The following is a 6,335-nucleotide window of genomic DNA, read 5'->3' as shown; positions in this document are numbered from 1 at the left end:
CACTCGACTGGCCGCCCGCGTCCGCACCCGCCGTCTACGCGGGCGGCCAGTCGAGTGCGACACCGTCGAGGCACACGTACCGTCCCTCCGTCGTGACGCGCTCGCCGGCCAGCAGGGCCCGCATCGCGTCCAGGTGCTCGCGCAGCAGGGTCAGCGGCGACTCGACGCGCGCGCCCACCTGGCCCATCCAGTCCTGCACGCCGTGCCCGACGCCGAGCATCACGCGGTCGGGGAAGAGCCGGTGCAGTGTGGCCGCCTCCATCGTGGCGAGGGCCACGTTGCGCAGCGGCACCGGCAGCAGCCCGACGCCCACGCGCAGCCGCTCGGACCACGCGAGGGCGGCGGCCGCGCTCGCGATGCCGCTCTCCAGGAAGCAGTCCTCCCAGAGCCACAGCTCCTCCAGGCCGGATTCCTCGGCCGTGCGCACCATGGCGCGCAGGCGCTCGGGGGGAAGCTGGGGGCGGAACACCACGCCAAGAGTCGTCATGACGCCTTCCTACCCCACGCCCCACGCGCGCCACACGACCGGCGACCGCTCAGGACCCGCACGTCCTCGCCCCGGCGTGCAGGGCGACGGCGGTGTTGTGGCCGAGGGTGGCCGTGAACTGCCCGGCGGAGTTCACCGTGACGCTCCGGCCCGACTGGACGTCGCAGTAGGCGCCCGCGGGCAGCGAGGTCTGGAAGGTCCGGGTCAGCGTCGATCCCTCGTGGTTGATCGCGACGTACGCCTTGTCGCCGCGGCCGAACGCGATCTGGTTGCCGCCGTTGTCCCACCAGTCGGTGACGGCCTTGCCGCGTGCGGTGTTGCGCAGGCCGACCATGCCCGAGATCTCGCGCCAGGCGTGCTGGCACTTCCAGCCGTCGGAGTAACAGGCGTTCACCTTGCCGCCGTTCGGCGGACCCGCGTCCCGGTCGGTGAACTCGTAGCCGGAGTGGACGTCGGGCGCCCCGTACGGCCAGGCGAGCATGAAGACGTTGGCGAGCGTGTAGTTGGCGCCGTCCTTATAGCTGAGGGTGTCGCCGCCGCGCTCGGTGTCGTGGTTGTCGACGAACACGGCGGACTGGCCGGAGGGCATGTAGGCCCAGCCCTCGCCGTAGTTCTTGAGGTAGGCGAGCTTCTCATGGGTGAAGACGCGCTTGAGGTCGCGCGCGTAACGGAACTCCTGCACGTCGCCGTTGCCGAGGTACTCGCTCGGCGAGACGGCCTCGCCCGCGCCGTGGATGGCCTCCTGCTTCCAGTACACACCCGGCTTGCTCAGCCGCGCCTTGATGGCCGCGAGGTCACCGGCGGGCATGTGCTTGGCCGCGTCGACGCGGAAGCCGTCGACGCCGAGCGAGAGCAGGTCGTCGAGGTAGGCGGCGATGCGGCCGCGCACGTAGTCCTCGCCGGTGTCCAGGTCGGCGAGTCCGACCAGTTCGCAGTTCTGTACGTTGCCCCGGTTGCCGTAGTCGGTGATCTGCGACCGGCAGTCGTCCATGTCGGCGCCCGAGTAGGTGCCGGGGTAGTCGTACTTCGTGTACGACGAGCCGCCCGTGCCGGTGCCGGAACCGGCCGACATGTGGTTGATCACCGTGTCCGCGACCACCTTGACGCCTGCCGCGTGGCAGGTGTCGACCATGTTCTTGAAGGCGGCGCGGTCACCGAGCCGACCGGCGATCTTGTAGCTGACCGGCTGGTACGAGGTCCACCACTGGCCGCCCTGGATGTGCTCCTGGGGCGGTGAGACCTGCACGAACCCATAGCCTGCGGGGCCCAGTTGGTCGGTGCACGCCTTGGCGACCGACTCGAAGCGCCACTCGAAGAGGACGGCGGTGACGTCCTTCTGGCCGGGCGGGGAGGCCTCGGCCCCGGGTGCGGTCGCGACGAGGCTGCCCAGGACACCCACCGCGAGGGCGAGCGTCGCGGCAACGGGTCTGCGGGTTCTGGCCGTCGGTCCTGGCATGGGGCCTCCAAGGGGGATGGCGAGGGAGGGTGCAGAATCTTGCAGATTGAATCTGCAAGAACTTGCGAACCGGGACGGTAGGCGCCCCGACTCCCTTGGTCAACCCTTTGCGCAGGCTTGCAGCGCGCTCGGCTCCACCAGCCCCCGAGCGACGCGCCGCGCGGTCGGTCAGGACGTGGCGCGCGCCCGGTGCCGACGGACCGCGTCGCGATTGGCGCACCGATGGGAGCAGTACCGCCTGCGTCCCGTCCGGGAGGTGTCGGCGAAGATCGTGGCGCACTCGGACACGGCGCACCGCCGCAGCCGGTGCATGCCGCGGCCCGCCAGATGCAGCGCGGTGCCGACCGAGAAGAGCGAGAACAGCAGGGCGCCGAGCGGCTGGTGGTCGTCGCGGTAGTGCAGATGCCAGCCGTCGCCCGCGTGATCGGTGAGCCGCGGGTAGGCGGATGCCGCCGCCAGCATGGCGTTGACCAACGCGGCGCGCTCGGACTCGTCGGTGGCGTCGACGACCTTCTCCCAGACGTCCAGGGCGGCGTGCGTGCGCTCCACGTCCTGCGCCGTGACGGGGCGTTCGAGGGTCAGACCGGCGGCCCTGCACCGCTCCGCGAGTTCCTCGGGGCCGGCCGGGCGCCGGTTGGCGAGGTCCGCGGCCAGGTTCACGGCATCCCCGCCGTAAGGGTTGAGGTGCATAAGGTCATTACAGCAGGCTGATCGCCATGACACAGCCCACCCCACACCTGTCCGACCGGCCCGACCTGACCGCCCCGGCCACCGCTCCCGCCGCTCGACCCGCCGGCGCCCACGGCGACGTACGCCAAGCCGTGCAGAAGGACCTTCCGGAGCTGGTACGGCTACGGGCCCTGCTCTTCGAGGACATGGGCGGCGAGTACTTCAACCCCGGCTCGGCGGGCGACGACTGGCGCCACCGGCTCGCGTGGGTCCTCAAGGACCAGCTGACCTCCGACGCGGCGCGGATCCTCGTCGTGGACGGCGAGGACGGTCTGGCCGCCTGCGGCATCGGCACCGTCGAGCAGTGGTTCCCCGGACCGCACAACGTGACCGGCCGCGTCGGCCATGTGATCGGCGTGGTCACCGACCCCGCGTACCGCCGACGCGGCCACAGCCGCGCGATCATGCGGTCGCTGCTCGACTGGTTCCGCACCCGGGACGTCTCCCGCGTGGATCTGTACGCCTCCCCCGAGGGCGAACCGCTCTACCGCGACCTGGGGTTCGTCGACCACCCCGATCCGGCGCTGTACTGGCGGCCGTGACGGACGCTGTCGCCCGACGTTAGACGGCCGACCTCCCGGGCACCCGGCGCGCAGAAGCAAGAGCACGCCGATCAAGGGAGTTGAACCGTCCCATGCCCAAGCCCCTGCGCATCGCATTCCTCGTGGCGCCCGAGGGCGTCGAGCAGATCGAGCTGACCGATCCCTGGCAGGCCGTGGGCGGCGCGGGCGGCGAGGCCGTGCTGGTGTCGACGCGCCCCGGGCAGGTGCAGGCCTTCCACCACCTCGACAAGGCGGACACGTTCCCCGTCCAGGAGGTGGTGGCCAAGGCCAGGGCGATCGAGTTCGACGGGCTCGTCCTGCCGGGCGGAGTCGCCAACCCCGATCTGCTGCGCCTGGACGAGCGCGCCGTGGCGTTCGTGAAGGAGTTCTTCCATCTGGGCCTGCCGGTGGCGGCCATCTGCCACGCGCCGTGGACGCTCGTCGAGGCGGACGTGGTGCGCGGCCGGACGCTGACCTCGTGGCCGAGCCTGCGGACCGACGTCCTCAACGCGGGCGGCGACTGGGTGGACGAACAGGCGGTCGTCTGCTCCGACGGACCCAACACGCTGATCACCAGCAGGAAGCCGGACGACCTCAAGGCATTCCGCGAGGCCTTCCTCACCGAGTTCGCCACATCCAAGGGACGGCCGACGCGATGACCGACGACAAGCAGCGCCAGCGCGACCGCTACCGCGCCGCCGACCCGGCGGGCGGCCCCCTCACGACCGACCAGGGCGTCACGGTCGACCACACGGACGACGCGCTCGCGGCGGGCGAACGCGGCCCGACCTTGATGGAGGACTTCCACTTCCGGGAGAAGCTCACCCGCTTCGACCACGAACGCATCCCCGAGCGGGTGGTGCACGCGCGCGGCGCGGGCGCGTACGGCTACTTCGAGCCGTACGAGTCCTGCGCCGGGTTCACGCGTGCGGCGTTCCTCCAGGACCCGTCGGTCCGCACACCTGTCTTCGTGCGCTTCTCCACGGTCCAGGGGCCGCGCGGCTCCGCCGACACAGTGCGCGACGTACGCGGGTTCGCCACGAAGTTCTACACGACGGAGGGGAACTACGACCTGGTGGGGAACAACTTCCCCGTCTTCTTCATCCAGGACGGCATCAAGTTCCCCGACTTCGTGCACGCGGTGAAACCGGAGCCGCACAACGACATCCCCACCGGCGCCTCCGCACACGACACCCTGTGGGACTTCGTGTCCCTCCAGCCCGAGACGCTGCACACGATCATGTGGCTGATGTCCGACCGCGCGATCCCGCGCAGCTACCGCATGATGCCGGGCTTCGGCGTGCACACGTTCCGCTTCGTGACGGCCGACGGGCGCGGCACGTTCGTGAAGTTCCACTGGAAGCCGAAGCTCGGCGTGCACTGCCTGACGTGGGACGAGGCGCAGGAGTGCCAGGGCCGTGACCCCGACTTCAACCGGCGCGACCTGTGGGAAGCCATCGCGTCCGGCGAGTTCCCGGAGTACGAGCTCGGCGTCCAACTGGTGCCCGAGTCGGACGAGTTCGCCTTCGACTTCGACCTGCTCGACCCGACGAAGCTCATCCCCGAGGAGCAGGTTCCGGTGCGCCCGATCGGCCGGATGGTCCTCGACCGCAACCCCGAGAACTTCTTCGCCGAGACCGAGCAGGTCGCCTTCCACACGGCGAACGTGGTGCCCGGCATCGACTTCACGAACGACCCGCTTCTCCAGGCCCGCAACTTCTCCTACCTCGACACCCAGCTGATCCGCCTGGGCGGCCCCAACTTCGCGCAGATCCCGGTCAATCGGCCGATCGCGCAGGTGCGGACCAACCAGCGCGACGGCTACCACCAGAGCGAGATCCACTCGGGGACGAACTACTCCCCCAACTCCCTGGGCGCCGGCTGTCCCGCGCTCGCGGGTGCGGGCACGGAGGCCTTCACGCACCACGCCGAACGCGTCGACGGCAGCAAGATCCGGCGGCGCAGCCCCAGCTTCCAGGACCACCACAGCCAGGCCGCGCTGTTCTGGAACAGCATGGCGGACTGGGAGAAGCGGCACATCGTGGCCGCCTTCCGCTTCGAGCTCGGCAAGGTCGGAGCGGTGTCCGTGCGGGAGCGTACGGTCACCGAACTGAACCGCGTGGACCATGAGTTGGCGGCCGCGGTGGCCGCGGGCGTCGGCGTCCCCGCGCCGTCGGCGACGCGGGCGGGCTCGTACAAGCAGACCTCCCCCGCGCTGAGCCTGCGCAACGTCGCCGGTGACGGCTCCATCCGCAGCCGTCGGATCGCGGTGCTCGTCGCGGACGGCGTGGACGCCGCCCAGGTGCGCGCGATCCGCGACGAGCTCACGGAGCGGGGTGCCGTCGTCGAGGCCATCGCCCCGGTGGACGGCACCGTGGAGGGCGCCGACGGTGATCGGCACGCCGTGGACCGCGCCCTGCCGACGGTCGCGTCGGTCCTGTACGACGCGGTGCTGCTCCCCGGCGGCCCGACGGCCACGCCCGTCCAGGGCTCCGACCCCGACGCCGTACGTTTCGTCCGCGACGCCTACCGCCACGGCAAGCCCGTCGGAGCGCTCGGTTCCGGAGTGGGGGTCCTGTCCTGCCTGCGGGCCGACGGGCTACGGATCGGCTCGGAGTACGGCCGCGTCGTCTCCGACCACGGCGTGGTGACCGCGACGGCGGCGGGCCTCGCCCAGGAGGGGTTCACCCGGGCCTTCATCGAGGCCGTCGCCGCGCACCGGCACTGGGAGCGGCCGCCCGTGGGGTGCTGACACCGGCGGGCTCCCCTGACCACAGCACACGATCACAGCACCAGATCCGACACCTGATCACGGCACCGGATCACTGACTCTGCTCACAGATCCAGACGGGACCGGTCGAGTGTGGCGGCGGAGCTGGTGATGAACTCCTTGCGGGGCGCGACGTCGTTGCCCATCAGCAGGTCGAAGACCTGCTCGGCCGCGTCCAGATCGGAGATGTTGATCCGCCGCAGCGTCCGGAACCGCGGATCCATCGTCGTCTCCGCCAGCTGATCGGCATCCATCTCACCCAGACCCTTGTACCGCTGGATCGAGTCCTTGTACCGCACATTCGTGCGCTGCAGCTCCAGCAGCGTCTCGCGCAGCTCCCGGTCCGAGTAC

At 70.7% G+C, this 6,335-nt stretch carries 4 protein-coding genes and 3 pseudogenes; 3 read left to right on the top strand and 4 right to left on the bottom strand.

Annotated features, from left to right (window positions below; translation table 11 throughout):
* Positions 1-40: 40 nt before the first annotated feature.
* From AOK22_RS30750 to AOK22_RS30740, 3 genes and pseudogenes are all read right to left on the bottom strand, one after another.
* Positions 41-487: pseudogene (locus tag AOK22_RS30750) on the bottom strand (LLM class flavin-dependent oxidoreductase); the annotation flags it as partial.
* A 58-nt stretch (positions 488-545) separates the two neighbouring features.
* Positions 546-1,943: pseudogene (locus tag AOK22_RS30745) on the bottom strand (alpha-amylase); the annotation flags it as partial.
* A gap of 168 nt (positions 1,944-2,111) precedes the next feature.
* A complete protein-coding gene (locus tag AOK22_RS30740) occupies positions 2,112-2,633 on the bottom strand; it encodes a CGNR zinc finger domain-containing protein (protein WP_055701996.1) in 522 nt (173 codons plus the stop codon).
* A gap of 26 nt (positions 2,634-2,659) precedes the next feature.
* Here AOK22_RS30740 and AOK22_RS30735 point away from each other — a divergent pair, with 26 nt between their 5' ends.
* The 3 genes from AOK22_RS30735 (at position 2,660) to AOK22_RS30725 (ending at position 5,966) form a co-directional block, all read left to right on the top strand.
* Positions 2,660-3,214 carry a GNAT family N-acetyltransferase gene (locus tag AOK22_RS30735; protein ID WP_079036924.1) on the top strand — a complete coding sequence of 185 codons (555 nt, stop codon included), beginning with the start codon at positions 2,660-2,662 and terminating at the stop codon, positions 3,212-3,214.
* Positions 3,215-3,318: 104 nt separating this feature from the next.
* Positions 3,319-3,873 carry a type 1 glutamine amidotransferase domain-containing protein gene (locus AOK22_RS30730; protein WP_055701997.1) on the top strand — a complete coding sequence of 185 codons (555 nt, stop codon included), beginning with the start codon at positions 3,319-3,321 and terminating at the stop codon, positions 3,871-3,873.
* Positions 3,870-5,966 (top strand): catalase, encoded by a 2,097-nt coding sequence (locus AOK22_RS30725; protein WP_055701995.1) that lies wholly within the window; start codon positions 3,870-3,872, stop codon positions 5,964-5,966. Before AOK22_RS30730 ends, AOK22_RS30725 begins: the two co-directional genes overlap by 4 nt.
* Before the next feature lie 83 nt (positions 5,967-6,049).
* On the opposite strand, the pseudogene AOK22_RS30720 reads toward AOK22_RS30725, so the two are convergent.
* Positions 6,050-6,335: pseudogene (locus AOK22_RS30720) on the bottom strand (DNA topoisomerase IV subunit B); the annotation flags it as partial.

This window comes from Streptomyces silaceus (assembly GCF_001419745.1).
In the GTDB taxonomy this organism is placed as follows: domain Bacteria; phylum Actinomycetota; class Actinomycetes; order Streptomycetales; family Streptomycetaceae; genus Streptomyces; species Streptomyces silaceus.
The sequence above is the reverse complement of the archived record's forward strand: the minus strand, read 5'-3'. Positions and strand labels throughout refer to the sequence as shown.